This is a genomic window from Xanthomonas hortorum pv. pelargonii (assembly GCF_024499015.1).
In the GTDB taxonomy this organism is placed as follows: Bacteria; Pseudomonadota; Gammaproteobacteria; order Xanthomonadales; family Xanthomonadaceae; genus Xanthomonas; species Xanthomonas hortorum_B.
Genome location: NZ_CP098604.1, coordinates 2,636,161 through 2,654,145 on the forward strand (window position 1 = coordinate 2,636,161; position 17,985 = coordinate 2,654,145).

Sequence of the window (17,985 nt, forward strand, 5' to 3'; positions counted from 1 at the left end):
GGAAATACGCCCGCCGACTGTGTGCGGTTTCTAACCTCCCGACATCCCGTCGCCACCCGGCGACGGGGCCTGTTCGTCAAGGAGGGCTTTGCCATGCGTCGATCCACGTCCCGTTCCACATCCGCATGCAAGCGCGCCACGGAGCCGCCGCCCACCGAGATCGTCTGGCGCTCGCTCGACCCCTCGATCAAGCCGCGGCCCTACGTCGAGCGCACCCCCATCCCCCAACCCCGCACCGAACCCCGCCCCCCCGCCCCGGCCACCCGCGTGCCCCGCAACACTGCACCGTCGGCTACGGCTACTACCCCGCCAGCGACCAACGCATCCCCACGCTACGCCTACGCGGCCGCTGGCTGGAACAACTGGGCTTCACCATCGGCAGCAAGCTCCACATCCGCCTGCGCGATGGCGAGTTGGTCGTCAGCGTCGCACCTACGGACTAACCAGGTGCGCCGCGCACGCGCAGCACGCACCCGCACGCCCCGCGCCGAGCGCAACGCGCCAATCGCCATACCGTGCGCGCTCCCCGCTCACCGCGCAGAGGAGAACACAGATGGAGCACCCCGCCGTCGTCTTGCATCTCACGTTGGACCAACGCGACCAGCTCGACCGCCTGCTACGCACCCTCATCGCTCATGGCGACGTCATCGCCATGAGCAAACCGGAGTGCCTGGAGGCGCAGACCCTGCCCACGCTCGGACAAGCCATCTTCGATGCCGCCCATGCCGTGCGCGAGATGCTTGAGCAGCGGGTGGAGCAAAGGCGGGGCGAGCCACAATGAAAACAGGTTTTGTTACAGAAGTTAATTTGATGCCGGCGTTAACCAAGATTTTCATACGCCAGTTCGGCCACTTAAGAGGTTTTTCGAGTAATCCACTGATAGTCCGCTCGTTACTCTAGAATCGCTTGGCAAAGTGATAAGCCGAAATGCACAACGCAACCGCATCCACGATGGAAGCCGCCATGAACGACCAGATTGCAATTTCCGTTACGATTCCAAGCGTTTCCCACAAGGGTAAGTTCTTTGTTCTCGAGCCGAGCTTCTGGGGCAATGGGAAGGTGTCTGGCATAGAGATTGCGAACGAGAAAAACTTAGGCTCCCTGGAAGCTTCATCGTTGAGCCGCCCAATGGCGATCCAGGGCAGTATCCGGAAAAGCCCCATTTGATCCATGTACCAGCGTTGGGTGGCATGCCCCGCGATTTTGAAAACCTGTTCGGCATCTGGATCGTTTCAGAAGCACTGAAGCAATTGTTCGAATCCATTGACCCGAAAGGTTTCGCGTTCGCGGCTTGTGACTTCACGCTCGCCGATGGCTCACCTGGGCCTCAGCACTATTTGTGCGAGGTGGTGCGCTCACTCGACGCGCTCGATGAGGACGCGTCACGGGTCAAGATCAAGTATGAGCGAGATCATCAAACCGAAGAGGATCTCAAGTTCTACAGCGTATCGGGCGGTGCCAGCCTAGTCTTCAAGGAGGAGGTCGTAGGCGATGCGCACATTTTTCGGCAGTTTCGTCTTGGGACTGATGCTATCTGCGACCGTGTGTTGGCTGACGCGTTGAATGCTGCAAATCTGGATGGTGTTGAGATTCGCGACGCCGCGGATTTGTAGTTCTTCCCAACGTTGTCCATGGATTGCGTAGCGCGAGCATCAGCATGACCTACATGCTCTTTTGTAACATCATGATCTCGTTGAGAAAACGGCTTAAAAAGATTACTTTACTGATTCACAGACCGGTTGCTTGTAGCTCTAAAATCGCCAGGCTAGGTAATTAGCCGAAATGCGTAATCCACCCGCGTTCAAGATGGAAGTCGCCATGAACCAGACTGCAATTCCCGTTACGATTCCAAGCGTTACTCACAAGGGCAAGTTCTTTGTCCTCCGGCCGAGCTTCTGGGGCAACGGTCAGAGTTCTGGCTTAGAGATTGCCAACAAGAAACGGCTTCGGCTTCCCGGAACCTTCATGATTGAGCCGCCCAATGGCGATCCAAATCAATACCCAGAAAAGCCTCATCTGATCCATGTGCCGGAACTTGGCGGAATGCCGCGGGATTTCGAAAAACTGGCAGGCCAATGGATCGTCTCCGAGGCGTTGAAGCATGTCTTTGAGGCCGTGGACCCACAGGGCTTAGCTTTTTCGGCCTGCGACTTTACGCTCGCAGACGGTTCCCCGGGCCTCAATATTATTTTTGCGGTGTGCTGCGGTCGCTTGACGCGCTCGATGAGGCTGAGTCACGGGTCAAGATCGAGTACGAACGGGACCATCAAACTGGAGAGGACCTTAAGTTCTACAGCGTTGCCGGTGGCGCGAGCCTGGTTTTCAAGCAAGAAGTCGTTGGCAATGGCCATATCTTCCGCCAGCCCCGGCTCGGGATCGACGCTATTTGCGACCGGACCTTAGCCGATGCATTGGAGGCTGCGAATCTCGACGGTATTCAGGTGCGTGACGCTGCGGAATTCTGATTTCCTTCGATCTTCCATGGATTTTTGAGCGGGAGCACTAGCATGGCCGACACGCCTGTCTTCCAGGGGCATCACGTTATCGAGCAGGGCGCCTATCGCCGCAGCGAACTGCTGCAAGCCTTGTCGGAACGCAAACTGTTCGATCTCCATGGCCCGCACAACATGCTCAACCTGCCGGCCGATCCAGCGCTAGCTGCCAAAATGGGATTGTCACCGCACCCCGGTGGGCCGCTAGGGGCCTACACAGAGGAACTCGCGAACGCTCTGGAGCGGCTGGAGATTTCACCCGACGGCCAAGCGACCTTGCGAGGCGACCAAGCCGCAGCGCAGCGCATCGCCGCCCGGGTCAATGGTCTGACTGACACGCTCAAGGTGGGGCTGGTCAACGGCGATCTTGTGACTAACGCGCCGCAGGGTATGACACCGGAGCAGGCGAATGCGCGGATTCGGGAGTTTCACGGCGACCTTGCCGAATACCGGCAAAGCCATGCTCCCCAAATCGCCGAAATGGGAAAGATGTCAGCAGCAGAAGCGCGCTGGGCGGGGGTCACCCAATCGGAAGGCAACATCAAACTTGCACTGGATGCCGCCGATCAGCCGGGCGCCTCCACGCTGAGTGAGAGATGGGGCGGGCGGCCGTCTCTGGGCACGGCGATCGCGGAGGCAAACCAGGCGGGCCACTTGCCCCTTTCAGACCCGCTTGCAGCGCGGTTGCGCGTTGCCTTTCCCCATGAGATGCCACCGATCATTGCGCGGCCGCCAATTGTTCCCCGAATGCCGGGTGTCCCAGGCGAGGGCGGCATTGTTGCGGGCGAAGGCGCCGCAGCAGAAGCAGCTGGATTGCGAGGACCCGGCGCCCGTGTTGCCGGTGCTGCGGGCGTGGCGCTCATGGCTTACGACTTCGCCGTCACTGGCCATCGTGTGGTCCAACTGCAGACGGCGGGCAACGAGACAGCGGCCCAATCGGCGGCCACCCACTTCGTTGGCCGCAATGCCGGTGGTATCGCTGGCGGCTTCCTGCTTGGTGCTGGTTACGGCGCCGCCACCGGTTCATGGACGGGGCCGGGAGCGTTGGCCACCGGTTTGGTTGGCGGCGTGGCCGGCGTCTATCTTGGCGAACGCTGGGCCGAGCAGCAGGACATCAAGCGGATCTACACGCAACCAGACGGCAGCGGCAACGAGTGGACACGCAATCCGGAAGACGCGCAAGGCGCGTGGACACGCACGGTGCGTGCTCCAACGCCAAACGGCGGTTATCAAGAGACACGTTTGCTTGCCGCTGGGCGCTTGGTCGACGAGCTGAATTACCGTGCTGCCAACGACTCGTACTCGCTCGGCTTGGGGAGCCCGCCGAAGCCGCAAGACCCATACCGCCTTGATGCCAGCGCCGAAACCCGGCCACCGCGCGAACCGTTCGAAACGGGGCGCGACTACGTACGCGATGCCCAGACAGGGCGGTGGCAAGTTGAAATCCGGGAGAACATCGACGGCAAGATACCTGTGACGCGTAACGCACCGGTCAGCCCTGAGCGTGCGACCGAGTTGGATCGGCAATCGCAAACCGTGATCGCGCAGAACGCGGCCAACACACCAGAGGCGACCGCAGCGCGCTATCAGATTGCCTACAACCAGTTTGGCTGGAACGAGTTCACCTCCCGCGAACCGGTGCCACCCGTCATTGCCAATGCCCGCGCACAACCACAGTCACTGCAGGCCTCCGACGGCAACGCTTACACCCGTGATGCCAGTGGCGAATGGAGCACGCCAGGAACGTTTTACGGAACGAACCAGGCAACCGGCAACACGCGCGAGGAATTGAACCGCACGTTGCAGAGTCAGCAGGCCGGGCTTCAAGACATGGCGTCGATGGCGGAAGTTGCGCGCACCCATCCCACGCCGACACAAAGCGACTTGCGCAGCCAGGTAGCCGGTGTCTACGCCCGTGCCGGCATTACACGCACCGACGAGCAGATCGACGCGGCGACCTCGGCGGTCGCACAAGACCACGCGCGTGACACTGGCCCAACGATGCCGTTCTTCCTGCAGCTACAGAAAGACGGTTCGATCGCCACGGTGGTTGGCCAAAATGACGACCGCATGGAGATCAGGGCGACCACGACAGCAGCAGAGATATCGCAAGCGCAAACGCAGCAAGCCAGGCCTGCGGAAACTCCCCAACCCGGTGCTCCTACGCAAGCGCCTCAGACACAACAACCTGCAACGCCGTCGTCGGAAGCACCGTTACCTAGTGCGCCTTCGTCACCAACTGTGCCAGGACGGTCATCCTCGCTGGACGACGGCCAGACACAAGAGCGTGGAGCTTCTACGAGCACGATTGCAGGGCAGGGTGCTGCCCCGGCAATGCAGCTGAGCGCGCGCGCCACTGCATCGCAGGATCCGCCGATTGACGATCAGCGATCCGTAGACCGTCAGAGCCCTGTTGGTCCCAAACCGCAAGACGCCGCGTTGGTGGAGCAGATACGTTTGTCCATCGCCAAGCTCGATGAAAGCGCCAACAAGCCTTGGGACGAGCGAAGCGATCGCATGGTCGCGAGCGCATACAAGCTGGCGGTAGAAGCGGGATTCAAACCCGGCGACAACGTGGACGTTGCGTTGAACGTGCCCACCGATAAGCTCCCAGGGGGAGTCACGATGTTCGTGATGCGTACCGGCCCTGGAGCCTCTCCGGATCCTTTCGCCAACCGTGCAAATATGCCGACACAAGAAGCAATCACCGCATCGTCGGAACAACAATACCTCGCCGCCAATCAAACACGTGATGCGCAGGAACAGACACGATTGCAAGAGCTCGCGCAAGCGCGTGATCGCGGTCCTGATGATCCGAGCAAGAGCGGGCCGAGGATGGTGTGATTAAACTCAGAGCGTGTCAGTTTGATCTCATGTCTCCTGCCTAGTTACATACCGCTCTTGTACTCGTATCTGACGACGTGTCCGGGGCCTTTAACACCCGTTTTGATCGGCGAGAATCCATATCCGCTCTTGTGCTCGCCGTCAGAGATCATGAAGTACGCATGGCCTGCGGAGGAAGGGTGACCATGGCCCTTTTCATCGCGCACGGTCGTACCGGGTGCAGCGAGATAGACGGTAACGGTGTAGGGGCCGGGATCTTTCCTGCCAGGTTGGGCCTGAGCACTGCTATGAGATTGACTGTCCATGTTTTATTTCACGTTGTAGTTAGCGACAAGAAGCTCAAAGCTGAGGTGAGCGATCTGCGGGTTGTCCTGAAGATTGGTAACCTTCAACCGGTATTTCCCGGGAGTCAGGTCCTTAGACTCGGCACTGGCAACCTCATATTCCATATAGGCCATCGACATGTCGTATTTGCCGGCTTTCACCAGGCTATTGGAATCCGCGCCGACAGCGCTTCTGTAGGGGAAGACGTCACTCTTTGCCTTTTGGTAGCGCGTGCCTTGCCACACTGCCGGCAAATCACGATTCAGCTCGTGAAGCACCACGGGCGTCTCTTTGCCACCATTCTGCTTCCAAAGCTGGACCCTCAAGGGAAGCTTCGCTTCCTCAAGGAAGTCCGCATCCCCTGGCTTCAGATCGGGGCGTTTGCGTGGCCCACCAGAACGGAATCCGATCAGAAACGTGCTGGGTCCCGGATCGCCTGTCTCCTGCAGAGGCAGTTCGAAGCGCGCTTCGACCGTCGCACCGGAGTGGACTAGATCAATCGGCTTGACGACTGGAAAGCCGTCGCCATAAGCCGGAGGTACCTTTCCCCCGCATCCACCGATCAACATTGGCAGTATGACCATCCATGGCCTCAGTAAACTTCGCATCTCTTCCTCGTGTTGGTAAAGCATGTCGTCTATAGCGCCGACGACATCCAGAATTAGCCCGTTTATACACTGCAATAGGCAGCGGGTTCTGAACTGGCTTCACATAAGTAGGGACTTCGGCGCTTGCCCGCCAACGACGCTGCCGTTGACCAGATGAGCACCGCTATTGCTGTTGGGATGGTGCGTGACCAGGCCATCGAAGTTCTCCACAACCTCGTTGTGATAGCCCTTCTCCGCCCGCATCCCACTCAAGTTGAATGACGCGATAAGGGACCTGCTGTGTCGCGTCCTGTGCGGCCATGTGCCTACTCCTTGTTAGTCCCTAAGGTTGATCGCACGAGACAGGTACCAACAGCCCTGGCTCCCTCTAAACACGTAGGTATCTACTTCGTACTCCATGCCGAAGTCCACACTGCGGCCATCACCGGCCATCGTTTGGATAGAGACCGGGTATCCAACTTTACTTTGACGCTCCGGCTTCATCTCCCCCAGAACGACTCGATCAAAGACCTTTGCATCCTTGAAGTAACGATAGGGGAAGAGCTCCAGGCGGGAGAGGCCTGTTCGCCTGGAGAGATGCGTAGTGGGTGACGCGTCAGTTTCTTTTTCGACCGTGTGAGTCGCCACCTCATACTCCAGCGGGTCGTCAGTAAAGCTGCGGTGCACGCTGTCGTCGGCAGAATCAGCATAACGTCGCAGAAACGTGCCGAAATCCTGAGAAGGATAGAAGACAACAGGAGCCTTAGCAGTGTGCTGACTCGGATGCTCGCGCTGTGACGCGACGGCGGGCGCAGGTGAGGTACACCCCGCCACTGCGGCGCAAAGCAATCCAACGAATGCGACATAGGCCTTTCGGTGATTATCACCCATACCCATCGTTCCTTCTGCACTTTGGCTGTTGGCGATGCAGGTCGCCAGAATGGTCGGTCACGTAAACAGCCCGCACGTCTGCCGGGATTCTCGCGAGGGTATCTGACTGCAGGACGTTGTGCGAATTCCGCCAAGGTGGCAAGGCTTGTTCGTCAAGGAGAAGCGTTGCCATGCGTCGATCCCATCCCGCCCAAGCCGGCGCGCAAGCGCGCCACGGTGCCGCTGTCGACTCCCCGTAATTCAATGCCAGCCAAAATTAGAGGTCTGCGGTTGATGTTGATCACGGAACTCGGCGGGCGTTAGCCCGCCCAGGCTGTCGTGCGGGATCTGCTGGTTGTAGTCGGCCAGCCAGTGTTCGGTCTGTTCGCGAACCTCGCTCAGCGTGCGGAAGAGATGCATGTCCAGCACGCCGCGCCGGTAGCTGCCGTTGAAGCGTTCGATAAAACCGTTTTGCATTGGACGCCCCGGCTCGATGAAGTCCAAGGCGATGCCTTTGCGCTCGGCCCACTCGGCCAAGGCCAATGCGACAAACTCCGGGCCATTGTCCAAGCGAAGTTTGGCGGGGTAGCCGCGCCAGGCTGCGATGCGTTCCAAGGTGCGGATGACGCGGGCGGCCGGGAGATTCAAGTCCACTTCGATCGCCAAGGCTTCCCGACTGAAATCGTCGATGACATTGAACGTGCGGAAGCGTCGACCATCCCACAACGCATCGGACATGAAGTCGATCGACCATCCAGCATTGGGTCGCTCTCCGCATGCCAGCGGTTGTGGATGACGCGTCGGGACCCGGCGCCTGCTGCGACGACGTTGATTGAGTTTCATCAGGCAATACACGCGCCACACCCTTTTGTGATTCCACACATGTCCGCGACGGCGGATGATCTGAAAGAGCTTTCCAAAACCACGCTCGGGAAAACGCTCGGCCAATTCGGACAACAGCGCAATGACCTCCTCGTCGCGATCGGGACGACGCCGATAGCGCACTGTCGAGCGAGCCACGCCAACGACCGCACAGGCCCGGCGCTCGCTCCAGCCATGCTGCTCGACGAGCCAGGCAAGAAGCGGGCGTTTGTGCGCCGGGTCTACAGCTTTTTTGCGATGACATCCTTCAATGCATGGTTTTCCATCGCGAGCTCGGCATACATGCGTTTGAGCTTGCTGTGCTCGGTCTCCAGGTCGCGAAGGCGCTGCACATCAGCTGCCTCCATGCCACCGTACTTGGACTTCCAGACGTAGTACGTCGCGTCGGAAATACCCAGCTCACGGCACACATCCTTGACCTGGCGGCCGCCCTCAACCTGCTTCAGCGTGGCGACAATCTGGCTCTCGGTGAACTTGCTCTTGCGCATCGTTGGTCTCCTCGGTGGCTAGTGTGCCCGGAGACCTCTAGTTATGGCTGGATCAATTTTACGGGGGCTGACACAGCAACGTGATCAAGCACCAGTGCAGCCGCATCGAACGGTATGAAATTGATCAGATAGTGCAATAAAGGTGTCAGCGCGATTTGCGATGCTTTTGTCCCAGTGGGCTGGTATCGCATCAGATCGCTAGCAAGCTTTATTTCAAGATCATAGAAAATCTTCTAAGAGCTGTATCCACCGGCGTCAACCCAGTGTGTTTTTGTGTCCGTAGTTTCTGGTGGTTGTAATCGACGCGATGCCTGCGCCCGGAGCCCGGCTGACAACACTCGTCGGGAAATACGACCACTCATTCTGTGCGGTTTCTAACCTCCTGCATCCCGTCGCTACCTCCACATCCGCCTGCGCAACGGCGAGCTGACCCGCCTTGCATCGACGCAGCGACCCAGGCAATACCTCCGCCTAACGTATGGCGTGCGACACGCCACCGCGCATCACACTCGTGCGCGACTACACGCAGGTACGCCCCACCACGCGCTGGCGCGTGCGGGAGGAACCGGCATCGGGCAGGGCGCGCTTCGACCAGGCCATCGGCCTGTTGCATGCCGACTTGCTCGCCTACATGCGCCGGCGCCTTCGTCACCCGGACACCGCCGCCGACCTCGCCCAGGAAACGCTGCTCCGCCTGCTGGCCTACCGCGACGCGCCCGACATCGGCGACTACGCACTGCTGATGTACCGCATCGCGCACAACGTGGTGCTGGAGCATTGGCGCACGCGCCACCGCCGCCACGCCAACGCCCACGTCGCACTGGACCTGATCGCACCACTGGCCGCAGACGGCGCCCACGTCGACCAGATCGCCGACGCCCGCCGCATCATGCAGCACCTGACACCCACACGCTGCCCGCACTACCGCCCAGATGCCGCCAGGCCTTCATCCTCAACCGCATCGACGGCCTCACCTACCCGCAAGTGGCCGCAGCCATGGGCATCTCGATCAAGATGGTGGAAAAGCACATCAGCCGCGCACTGGCCGCGTGCCGGGCCGCTATGCAGTGATGTCCCGGGGTGCGTTGTCTGCCGGATGAGGCATCAGGATGCATTCTCGCTGTGTTGTACACGCACGCCGGTGCGCTACGACCCGCAAACATCGATGCAGATAAAAACCCTGCCGAGGCAGGGTTTGATGCATCAGTAACCGGATCCATAAGGATCGACGGCGTCAGCCCTCGATGGTCCGTAGGTTGGCTGTGGTGCTGGCTGGCGATAAGTGTTCTGTTCTTTATACGGATCGACAGTTCCAAGTTTTCCGGTGTATGGATTCACATTCCCACGTGTCGAATAATTGTCGAGCGTTGTGCTGTTGGCCGCACTGCGATAGTGAGGTTGCACATAAGTGCCATCAGCGCGGTGATAACCATTGACACGGGTCTGCGCGCACACTGAAGCGGAGGCGAGTGCTACCACGATCGCCAAAACGATCTTTGCCTTTTTCATGGATGTTTCCTCGTAACTACTTGATGGTTATGCAGGGCCAGAAGACGAACGACGTAAGGGCCGTTTGGCCCGAATGGTGTGGCCAGCTTGGGCCATCGGCTTCACTGCGCTCCAGCTCGGTAGTCGGCAATCATTGCCTTGGTCACGTCCTTTGGGTAGCACAACGGGGCGTAGCCACCACCACGGCTATATGCGCTTCTACCGCCGCAGCTGCTGCCATTGCGTGCCGCGTTGTACGGGCAGGGACAGTTGCCGGGATATGCATTGATCGATTGTTGAATCAGCAGCGTCCTGATGTTGGCATCAGACAACGCTGTAGAAGGTCCTTTGGCAAGTGCGTGTGGCGCTAATGCCATCGCTAACGCAAGCAAGCAGAACTGTAGTCGCATGGGTTCGTCCTAATGTCGCACTTAGGGTGCGCACCAGAACATGCAAGTTATGTTCCCCACGTCTTATCGAGTTCGCTCTCACATACGCCATAAATGGCTGTGCTCGCTCTCTGCCGCATTTCAAACGCATACACTGCGATAGCCTGAAGGTGGAAGCTAGCGAACTCTTCAACAGCCGGGACCAGAAATGACCCCAAATGATTTCGTTAGCGGGCTGAAGACCCAATGCGCGGACGCAGCCGTTCACGATTGCGTGGAACTTCTTAAGGCCCCGCCGGGTCGTAGGCCCGAACAATCTCTGGTTAGCTTGTCCGTCTGGTATCGCGGTCTCGCTCCTGCCGACAAAGCCAACGTTGTCGCCGCATTGCAAATAGCGGCCGATGCAACGCTGTTCGGCGTCTTGTGCGTTATCGACGGTGTTCGCGCTATCGAGGATCAATCGACCAAGTCCAAGTTCAGACTCACAGCCACATGCAACGGTTCAACGTCACTCATAGCGCCCAGACCCGAAGATCTTCATGCTCTTCCACAGACAGATTCTCCGTAAGAAACGAAGTGTGCCGCGCATATGCATCAGACACCGTCTAGCTCTGGCGTAGCGCGCCGCAGGTGAGCTGGGCTGTACCTTACACAAGGCGATGAGACCACAAGAAGTGGGGTCAGGTTAATCTAATGAGTCGACTTGACCTCTCATCCCTTCATGGTGCATCCGCAATACAAACGTGGTTGCGATTTTTATGCTGGACTCGATACCGTTGAATGATTGACCAAGAGCCCAGAGTGCGGGAATATCGTACGGTAGTAGTCTAACGCTCACTGCGGATTACAAAGGACTTCATGGATGAATAAGAAGATGCCCCCTTCTCTTGGGGGCCTGATCAATCCTTATAGCAAAATCGGACTCATATTATTGGCGGTGGCCGCATTGGTTTTCTTGAGGGGCCTAATCAAGGCTCCTTCGCCCAGCGACGAGATCCGGCAGTTGGTTGTCATTGGCCTTGCCGTGATGGGTGTCATCCTGTGTACGCTTGGCTTTCTTACGGTCAAGCAGCCTGATGGCAGATAGGCTTTGTCTAACTCTGGCTTTGATAGATGTCCATTGACAATCTTCTATCAACGCAGCTTGCTATGAAAGTTGGCTTATGCCGCCTCATTTTAGTGTGCTGAGGTCTCTAATCTGCACGACATTGACCTGGCCAATGAAAAGCAAGAGAGCGATGGATGAGCGGGCGTTGAGCTGTCGCGCCACGGGACTGGACTAGCTACCAGCGCATCTCTGCTCGGCTGCCAACCGGCGGTGTCTAGCCCTCACACCGCGCGCGGTCGACATGCTACCCTGACCACCGCCATTCTGGCGAAGACGGAACATCAGGTGACCCAGCCGACACCATTGCAAGCGGTGTCAGGGGCTTTCTCGCTGAGCCACGCTTAACGCAGGTCGCCCAGAGACAAGCACGTCATTTCAATCACTACCAGGGACGTATTCATCATGAAGCTACGTAGCATTGCCACCACTTTCGCATTGGCTGCTGCTTTAAGCCTTGGCTTGAGCGCCCCAGCGCGCGCCCAGGCGGGAGATCCTTGCTCGGTCTTTCTTTGCATGGCAAGCGTGTCCGGCTTCGGTGCTCCGACTCCAGAATGTGCAGCGCCGATCGCAACCTTCCATTCCATCCAGGTATGGAGCCCGGCCTTCAACCCGTCAGCCACGGCGGCGGCACGCCGGGCATATCTGATGACATGTAAAGGCGCGAGCGTACCGAATCAAGCCATCTTGGAAGCCATCATCGCGCAGTGGGGCTATACGCCTTGACGTAAATTGCCCGCTGACTCAGAAATTTGCTTTTAAGTCAGCGGGAATGGCGCCACGCCCCCGTTTGCCATGCGCATCGCGCAAGGCCTTTCGATACCACTGTGCTTCGACGAGATAGGTGGTGCCTTGCTCCTTCATCTCTCAAGATGATCGTGCGAGTCCGGCGCCAAAAGCGCTGGCGATGCCGGAAGACAACAGATATGCGTTTGATCTTATCTCCTGATGTTGCTTCGCGCCGTGGGCGGCGAATTCCAAGACCATGAGCAATTGACTGCAAACAGCACCTCGACGACGATCGTCCGACGCAATTCGTCTGGAGCTGCAATGCCGCCCGAAGTACAAGAACTACAAGACGCCATTGCGTCCATTCCCGGCATTACCGATGCAGCGGTGGACAAGGTGGATCTTTCTGATGTCACGGAAAGCGACTTCAGTCTTCTTCCGTATGCCGACCTGCCGCTCGGTGCGTTGAAGCGCACAAAGGGAGGCTTGGACAACGAGCTTGCCATCTCCGTCAACTTTGGTATCACGCGCGATACGAAAGGCCTTAAGGCACTCGAGTTCATTTCCTGGTGGGTACGCGATTCGGCGCGAGCGGGCGAGCCGATGCAGATCAGGAGCGTTGCGCTTCCACCCGTCGGCGATCAGTTTGGTACGTCACTTCGCTTTTGCATCGATTATTTCTACGCTGATCCTGAGCAGGATATCGGCAAACTACTGTCCAAAGTAGGGAAGTTGGCCGTGGAGCTCAACAGCGCAAAGGGCTTGTATCCCCAGGTCGTTGCGTCCTGATAATGCAGTCAAGCCAAACCCGCCGCCGCAGATGTCCTCGCGCAGCTGCTGACGCAGCGGGCAAGTGGGGTTGCCGAGTGTCACCGCACAGACAGGGCTGCCTGTTACTGGCCTTGGCCTGATCTCAAGCTAAGCTGAAGACGCTCGCTTTTCCGGTCCCCATGTCGTACGCCACTAATGCCTCCTGGAAGGCATCAGCTCTACAAACGAGGTCACCCTCACTGCTCCAGATGGCAGACCGCCCCGCTCCTATGAAGGTATCGGCGGGGCCTACACAATTCGCCATCAAGACAGTCAGGGAATGCTTTTTGCAATCGTCGGATAATGACTGTAGGCCGATGTCACGCCTGTTTCCGACTTGGCCACGCTTGCCAGGTACACGCCAGCACCTGACGCTGCAGCTTGTTCCGCATGGCTTGCCTGCAGTGACTCGTAGCAAATGGCAGGCGCCAGCAGCTGATCTGCGTGTCTGAGCACAAGCTGCTCGGCACCGGCGGTGAAGAACGGTAACTCGTCGGGGTGTAACTGCTGCTTGGAGTAGCTTGTGCGCCCTAGCCCCGGCTGGAAGCAGAGCATGCTGATTTCGGTGCCTTTTGCCCCCTTCGTGGGCGCGCCAACGGCGATGAGCATGCCGTGCCGGTCACTTGCTACCTGAAATTGATCAAAGCGCTGATCAGCCGGCTGCACCGCCAGGGCCTGCGCCAATCCGGGTTCGTAACCGGTGAGGGAAAGCTCGGGAAAGACCAGCACATCCGCACCCTTGCTCGCCGCCAGGCTGGCTGACATCGAGGTGCTTACTGATGTTCTCTTCGATTTGGCCAGGCGTTGAAAGGATTTGCGCAGCTGTCAGCTTCATTGCCTGTCTCGTGTCCACGTATTGGGGTTGAGCGTAGCGGATTCCGAAAGGCGGGTAACCAGAGTGCGCTTGAAAGCCCGGATATGCTGCTCGAACGCCTACATTTTCGAAAGCGAGACGTCTTGCCTGGATGCCTATCTTCAGTGCGGGTCTCAGGAGGATAGGTTGACCGGATGGTTACCGGTCTTCTCCAGCCTGATTGGTTATAGATCAGGGTGCGCCGTACTGAAGCAGGGACTCATTTATTGAGCACCTTGGTTGTCCACACCTGGTCGTAATCGGCATTGTGTGACTTGGTGAATCCGTTGGCATCGCTGCGTCCGTCGTCGACTTTCTGGCCATCCTTGTAGATTACGTAATGGCGCCCGCCGGCAGCCTGGTCGCCGTGGTAATGCAGCTGCATCCGGTACACCAGCCTGCTCTCTTCTACTGCTGGCGTCGCCTGCTGCCGTATAACGCTGCTGGCCATTTGCTGTATCTGCAACAGCGGTGTCGTCTGCTGCGGATGGGACATCACCCAGCGCATGAAATTGGCCTGGTCCCGGGCTGACGCTTGCCCGGAGGCTGGCCAGATGTAGAGAAACGTTGCTGGCGTACTGGACGCTGTACTGACAGCCGGCATATGCCACTCGTAGACCTGTTGCTTGCCGTCGGCTGTCGTCATCTCGAGCAGGCGGGCACTGCCTTGCGATGGGTTGCCGGCGGCACCTGACAGTTCACTGATCGGTGCCAGGCCGGAGTCCGGTATGGCGCCCGCCAGTGCCAGTAGCAGGTCGCGCTGGTTTGTCACTTCCTGTTCGTTCAACGACAGCGAGCGCAGGTAGCGCGAACGCAGACTGAAACGGTAGCGCGCTTCCTGCAGGGTGAATTCCCCTTCGGCCCTGGAGGCTTCGTGCCAGTCGTGTCCGGGTGCCAGATTGACGGTGCCGTGCATGATGCAAAACCCCTGCTGGGACTGCGCCGCTGGCGGGAAGGGCGATGCGCTGCTGGTGATCGATGCCAGGATTTCCTTGGTGCGCCGTTCGGTGATGTCCTGCAGGCGGCTGATGGCACTCTTCTGGAAGCGAAAGGTCGTGCCATCGCGATGGGCGAAACCGGTGACCTGTACGACATTCGGGTCGAGCGGCAACGCGTCTTCCGCGTGTGCGACGATGACCCTGCCATCGTCCTGTGCCAGCGTTTTCACCGGCTTGATCAGTTGGCGCACCTTGCCATCGCTGGCCGATGCTTGTGCGGTCAGCAGGCGCTGTGCATAGCTGGCCGCGTCCTCGCGGTAGGTATCGATGTCGCCCCAATAAAACTGCGCGGAACTCCCCAGAAAATGCAGGGGCACATCGGTCGTCACGGCAAGACGCCCGATGCAGTAACTGGTGTTGACGGGATTGTCCGCCGACGGCGGCAACGATTTGTTGGTGGTGTTGGTCGTGCTGCAAGCGGCAAGCAACGCCATGGGAGCAAGCAGCGGCGCGCGCATCAAACGCGTGGCGGAATGTCTCAACGCAATTCCTTAAAAACAGCAATCGGCAATGATAGATGACGCCGGTCTACTCGGTGCGTCACCCCTGACAAGGTCTTCTGGCGCGTCCTGCTGCTATCACCATCCATTGGGCCGCTCGCGGGATCGAGCGAGCCGAATCCGTTCTGGTCGGTGCAGGCCAGCGTAAACCGCACCGCGCTGCTTCGCATCGGCTTTTATGTCGCTCGGTGGTCGATGGCGCGCCTGCTTCCGTTGCGCCTTCCCCTGCAGGCGTGCGGCGCACCGGGGTGGCTAGGCTTGCGATTACTTCTTTCGATATACCCCGCCGAAGGAGACGTTCATTCCGCCGCATTCCAGGTTGTCGTCGACCAGCAGCATGTCGCCCAGCAATTGCAGGCGCACCTTGCACGTGTTCTCGTTGACCTCGACACGGTTGCCTTCTGGATAGCCGCGCGCGGTGACCGAGCCGGTGTGCGGACCGCCCGGCGTCTGTTCCGGGTCGGGATAGGCGCTGGGCCAGTACGCATCGCCGTTGACGGTGATGCTGCCGTCTGCGTTTGGGGTCAATTGCAGCGTGTTGTCGCCGTAGTGCCAGTGGCCGTTCCACGCCTGCGGTGTGGGCGTGGCCGCGCTTGGTTGCATCTGCAGGCTGGACTGTGCGACCCAACCAGCATTGCCGCCTCCCTTGTTGGGATAGAGCACGCAGACATACGCATTGCGGCGCTGCGCCGTCAGGACGATATCGTTCTTGACCACGTAGGCGCGTCCCTGGCATGCGGCCCCGCCCTTGTCCGGGCAACCATCGGTGTCCTTGAGCAGATGCAGGCGCGGCGGGATGACCTTGCCGAGGGAGAACGCCACCGGCGCGCTGGTGAACAATCCATTGCGGCAGGTGGCATCGTCGGTGGCAGACGCGGCGTGGACCAACGGCGAAACGCCCAACAGGGCAAGCATCCAGGCCTTACGCATCGCAATCACTCCAAATGTGGCGCGGTAGTGTGCGGCAAACCGGGCCGTCTTTCAGCAGGAAAGTGTCATCACACGCCATGCGTATCACAGCCGCGCTGACCCACGTCTAGTTCCACGCCCGCGTGCAAGCGCGCGCCGCCGCGTGCGGTGCGTGCATGGTGCGGCGTTGTGTCTTCGCCCCGCAGCCCATGCTTGTGTCTGATTAACTCAGTGGAAGTGTATGAGCTCTCTTCACCTGGGGAGGGCGATGCTGCTGTCTCCAATCGAGAGGGAGTGGAGCATGAAACAATCACTGTTGGTCCTGTCCATCGTCGCGGCGCTGGCGCTCGCTGGCTGCAAGCCTGATGCCGACAAGGAGGCCGCAGCGCCTGCCGCGTCCACCGAACCGACGCCGACCGGTGGCGCGGCGACCCCGACCACGCCGCCCGTCGGCGAAGCCAGCCCAGCGCCGGAAGGCGCGGCGCGCGCGAGTTCCGGAGACGACATCGCTCTGGGCTTGCTCGGGGCGGTGGACAACCACGAGATCGCCGCAGCGAAGCAGGCGCAGGACAAGAAGGTCACCGGCGCGGTGCTGGAGTACGCGAACATGATGGAGAAAGAGCACACCGAGAACCTGGAAAAGACCAAGGCGCTGGGGACGCTGGCCGAAACCCCGGACGTCAAGAAGCTGGAGAGCAAGGGCGAGCAGGACCTGTCCACGCTGGGGCAGACGTCCGACAACGACTACGCGGCGGCCTACATCGATGCAATGATCGCCGGGCACAAGGACGCGCTGCAGCTGATCGAGACGCAGATGATGACAGTGGCGTCGACCGAGCCGGTCAAGCAGCACCTGACCGAGACCAAGACGCACGTCGAGCAGCACCTGGCGAAGGCGGAAGAGATCAAGAAGGCGATGTGAGTGTGGGTGTGGCAGATCGCCGGTCTGCCACGCTTGGTCTGCAAACGGCGGGTGAGCGCGACGTCGTCGTTTTCGAACTTAGGGACCTGGAAGGGGGATCAGGGAAAAGGCGATTCCTCCCACAACTGCCAACAGCGCCAACACGCTAAGAATTATCGAATACAGACGCCTGGAAAAACTGGGGCGACGCTGAATGGCTCGAAGAATGGCGATCGGAACTAATGCATAGACAGCACAAAGGGCAATGAAGTACCAGTTGATCTGATAGGAGGAGCCCTTGCCCAGCGCATTTCCGGCTTGAAACAAGACCACTCCACCAACAAGCGATAGGAAAGAGCGGATTGCGAATGCATTATTGGTTCTTGTTTGAATGCTCATACCTTGACATCGCTACGATCTGGAATGTTGCCCCAGCTGGGGTGCTTTATCAATGTGATCTCCTCTTACGCATCCATCGAACGTGATTGCTTCAGTACCAGGTGTCATCGCAACGTTGCAATGACTGGGCGAAAGTCTCCAGGAGTTTTGCTGCAAGGAGATACACTCCATGCGCTATGTGCTCAGGTCGCCGGCGCGCTAGCCGGTGGTCCCGACTCTTCTGATGAGCTACAAGATGTGCACAGCAAGCTGCTCGGTATGCTGGCCCATTACACCTCAGTACTGGGCGAACATCAGCTGGACATTCCTTTCTCCCGGTCCACGGGTGCCTGACAATTCGTCCAGGCAGCTTGCGCTTGGCAGGTGGGTTTAACTCAAGCGTCGCATCCTGCTCTCCGGCACGGCTCGGGCTCAGCC

General features: G+C 59.2%; 20 protein-coding genes and 2 pseudogenes. 12 read left to right on the top strand and 10 right to left on the bottom strand.

What is annotated here, in order from left to right:
- Positions 1-125: 125 nt before the first annotated feature.
- From NDY25_RS11525 to NDY25_RS11550, 6 genes and pseudogenes are all read left to right on the top strand, one after another.
- The gene (locus NDY25_RS11525) at positions 126-443 is read left to right on the top strand and encodes a SymE family type I addiction module toxin (RefSeq protein WP_425510817.1); all 318 of its coding nucleotides are present in this window, start codon (positions 126-128) and stop codon (positions 441-443) included.
- 110 nt (positions 444-553) lie between these two features.
- Positions 554-781 (top strand): hypothetical protein, encoded by a 228-nt coding sequence (locus NDY25_RS11530; RefSeq protein WP_168960095.1) that lies wholly within the window; start codon positions 554-556, stop codon positions 779-781.
- Positions 782-963: 182 nt separating this feature from the next.
- Positions 964-1,167, top strand: coding sequence for a hypothetical protein (locus NDY25_RS11535; protein WP_256627458.1), 204 nt, complete (start codon positions 964-966; stop codon positions 1,165-1,167).
- Positions 1,113-1,613, top strand: a complete 501-nt coding sequence (locus NDY25_RS11540; protein ID WP_256627989.1) for an imm11 family protein — start codon at positions 1,113-1,115, stop codon at positions 1,611-1,613. The genes NDY25_RS11535 and NDY25_RS11540 overlap by 55 nt, the downstream gene beginning before the upstream one ends.
- Positions 1,614-1,818: 205 nt before the next feature.
- Positions 1,819-2,465: pseudogene (locus NDY25_RS11545) on the top strand (imm11 family protein).
- A gap of 42 nt (positions 2,466-2,507) precedes the next feature.
- The gene (locus NDY25_RS11550; protein WP_168960094.1) at positions 2,508-5,336 is read left to right on the top strand and encodes an XVIPCD domain-containing protein; all 2,829 of its coding nucleotides are present in this window, start codon (positions 2,508-2,510) and stop codon (positions 5,334-5,336) included.
- A gap of 44 nt (positions 5,337-5,380) precedes the next feature.
- Here NDY25_RS11550 and NDY25_RS11555 read toward each other — a convergent pair whose 3' ends face one another.
- The 4 genes from NDY25_RS11555 to NDY25_RS11570 all read right to left on the bottom strand — a co-directional run bounded on the left by NDY25_RS11555 (position 5,381) and on the right by NDY25_RS11570 (position 8,487).
- Positions 5,381-5,641, bottom strand: a complete 261-nt coding sequence (locus NDY25_RS11555; RefSeq protein WP_180336623.1) for a hypothetical protein — start codon at positions 5,639-5,641, stop codon at positions 5,381-5,383.
- 3 nt (positions 5,642-5,644) lie between these two features.
- Entirely contained in the window at positions 5,645-6,292 is a 648-nt protein-coding gene (locus NDY25_RS11560; RefSeq protein WP_251755205.1) for a hypothetical protein, read from the bottom strand.
- 291 nt (positions 6,293-6,583) lie between these two features.
- On the bottom strand, positions 6,584-7,138 hold the full coding sequence (locus NDY25_RS11565; protein ID WP_233366665.1) for a hypothetical protein: 555 nt from the start codon (positions 7,136-7,138) through the stop codon (positions 6,584-6,586).
- Between the two features lie 240 nt (positions 7,139-7,378).
- Positions 7,379-8,487, bottom strand: a protein-coding gene (locus NDY25_RS11570) for an IS3 family transposase (RefSeq protein ID WP_256627460.1) whose coding sequence is annotated in 2 segments (ribosomal slippage) — positions 7,379-8,226 and positions 8,226-8,487 — 1,110 coding nt in all. Because the reading frame shifts where the segments join, the coding sequence is not laid out codon by codon here.
- 631 nt (positions 8,488-9,118) lie between these two features.
- Here NDY25_RS11570 and NDY25_RS11575 point away from each other — a divergent pair.
- Positions 9,119-9,223: pseudogene (locus NDY25_RS11575) on the top strand (RNA polymerase sigma factor); the annotation flags it as partial.
- Between the two features lie 41 nt (positions 9,224-9,264).
- Positions 9,265-9,558 carry a sigma factor-like helix-turn-helix DNA-binding protein gene (locus tag NDY25_RS11580; RefSeq protein ID WP_256627990.1) on the top strand — a complete coding sequence of 98 codons (294 nt, stop codon included), beginning with the start codon at positions 9,265-9,267 and terminating at the stop codon, positions 9,556-9,558.
- Between the two features lie 132 nt (positions 9,559-9,690).
- Here NDY25_RS11580 and NDY25_RS11585 read toward each other — a convergent pair whose 3' ends face one another.
- On the bottom strand, positions 9,691-9,996 hold the full coding sequence (locus NDY25_RS11585; protein WP_168959640.1) for a hypothetical protein: 306 nt from the start codon (positions 9,994-9,996) through the stop codon (positions 9,691-9,693).
- 1,230 nt (positions 9,997-11,226) lie between these two features.
- Between NDY25_RS11585 and NDY25_RS11590 the strand changes: the two genes are divergently transcribed.
- Positions 11,227-11,451: a hypothetical protein gene (locus NDY25_RS11590; protein WP_168959639.1), complete on the top strand. Its 225-nt coding sequence runs from the start codon at positions 11,227-11,229 to the stop codon at positions 11,449-11,451.
- Positions 11,452-11,813: 362 nt separating this feature from the next.
- Here the strand turns inward: NDY25_RS11590 and NDY25_RS11595 are convergent, their stop codons facing one another.
- A complete protein-coding gene (locus NDY25_RS11595; RefSeq protein ID WP_160955004.1) occupies positions 11,814-12,056 on the bottom strand; it encodes a hypothetical protein in 243 nt (80 codons plus the stop codon).
- Positions 12,057-12,417: 361 nt separating this feature from the next.
- Here NDY25_RS11595 and NDY25_RS11600 point away from each other — a divergent pair, with 361 nt between their 5' ends.
- Positions 12,418-12,987 carry a hypothetical protein gene (locus NDY25_RS11600; protein WP_233366561.1) on the top strand — a complete coding sequence of 190 codons (570 nt, stop codon included), beginning with the start codon at positions 12,418-12,420 and terminating at the stop codon, positions 12,985-12,987.
- A gap of 294 nt (positions 12,988-13,281) precedes the next feature.
- Here the strand turns inward: NDY25_RS11600 and NDY25_RS11605 are convergent, their stop codons facing one another.
- The 3 genes from NDY25_RS11605 to NDY25_RS11615 all read right to left on the bottom strand — a co-directional run bounded on the left by NDY25_RS11605 (position 13,282) and on the right by NDY25_RS11615 (position 16,289).
- Positions 13,282-13,773 carry a carbon-nitrogen hydrolase family protein gene (locus NDY25_RS11605; RefSeq protein WP_256627461.1) on the bottom strand — a complete coding sequence of 164 codons (492 nt, stop codon included), beginning with the start codon at positions 13,771-13,773 and terminating at the stop codon, positions 13,282-13,284.
- 308 nt (positions 13,774-14,081) lie between these two features.
- Entirely contained in the window at positions 14,082-15,341 is a 1,260-nt protein-coding gene (locus NDY25_RS11610; protein ID WP_233366560.1) for a hypothetical protein, read from the bottom strand.
- A gap of 282 nt (positions 15,342-15,623) precedes the next feature.
- Positions 15,624-16,289, bottom strand: a complete 666-nt coding sequence (locus NDY25_RS11615) for a hypothetical protein (protein ID WP_168959637.1) — start codon at positions 16,287-16,289, stop codon at positions 15,624-15,626.
- A gap of 280 nt (positions 16,290-16,569) precedes the next feature.
- On the opposite strand from NDY25_RS11615, the gene NDY25_RS11620 reads away from it, so the two are divergent.
- Positions 16,570-17,190, top strand: a complete 621-nt coding sequence (locus NDY25_RS11620) for a DUF4142 domain-containing protein (RefSeq protein WP_168959636.1) — start codon at positions 16,570-16,572, stop codon at positions 17,188-17,190.
- Positions 17,191-17,268: 78 nt separating this feature from the next.
- Here the strand turns inward: NDY25_RS11620 and NDY25_RS11625 are convergent, their stop codons facing one another.
- Positions 17,269-17,568, bottom strand: coding sequence for a hypothetical protein (locus NDY25_RS11625; protein WP_168959635.1), 300 nt, complete (start codon positions 17,566-17,568; stop codon positions 17,269-17,271).
- Between the two features lie 120 nt (positions 17,569-17,688).
- Between NDY25_RS11625 and NDY25_RS23170 the strand changes: the two genes are divergently transcribed.
- Positions 17,689-17,901, top strand: coding sequence for a DUF6959 family protein (locus NDY25_RS23170; RefSeq protein ID WP_425510781.1), 213 nt, complete (start codon positions 17,689-17,691; stop codon positions 17,899-17,901).
- The last annotated feature ends 84 nt before the right edge of the window (positions 17,902-17,985 follow it).